General features: G+C 39.9%; 1 protein-coding gene. It reads right to left on the minus strand.

Going from position 1 to position 752, the window contains the following annotated elements:
- Positions 1–161: 161 nt before the first annotated feature.
- The gene (locus ACYVG7_RS10015; protein ID WP_460882987.1) at positions 162–554 is read right to left on the minus strand and encodes a hypothetical protein; all 393 of its coding nucleotides are present in this window, start codon (positions 552–554) and stop codon (positions 162–164) included.
- Positions 555–752 lie beyond the last annotated feature (198 nt).

Raw genomic sequence — 752 nt, forward strand, 5'->3', positions numbered from 1 at the left:
AAAGAGTAGGCAGAGAAAATCCAAGCAAAACAACACGTTAGACGGTGTTATTAATTCGCTTGCCGCTTAAGGTTCTGTACATGGTGGTTCAATATTGAATATTTGTTATTTATGTATTGGGATTAAAGCGGAGCAAGTCCATGGGCGACTTGATGTTATTTTTATATTTTGCCTGATTGCTGAGAATAACTGCGGCAAGGAGCTGTATCGTGGAGTCTGTATAAATACATGACTACAGCCCCCAATGCCCCAATTGTTAAATCAAATGCTAGTGCAGAATCTCCTGCTACCCAGACATTGAAAATCTTCAAAATTAATAATCCAACAATCCAGGCAGGTAAGGATGCAGCCACTGCCAAAAAATAATTTTTAATAGAGCGGGAACGGTCTTGCTCAAGCTCGAGATCCTTTAACAAAATGAGTAGTGCCGCAATCACCCCCCCCATGAATGAATAAAGAATATCAGCTATTTGGTTTGCTGATAGGTAAACCCCGATACATATAATGAATGTATATACAACGATTCCTAAAAATCCTATGACTAATGATTTCATGGTGAATCCTTCTTCATATTTATAAAAATATAACGTTTGACATAACCGGATGGGTTAGCCATCACACCTTATTTTTCTCATCTTCTTTCAATGAGTTGAGCTTCGCGGGGGCTTCTTCGAGGCGCTGTTCCCTTTACGTGTTGTTGACTATTTTCACCCCACCCGATAACCAGGATTTTGCACTGTTGGGCTCTTGGT

It is taken from the genome of Pseudaeromonas pectinilytica (assembly GCF_054780855.1).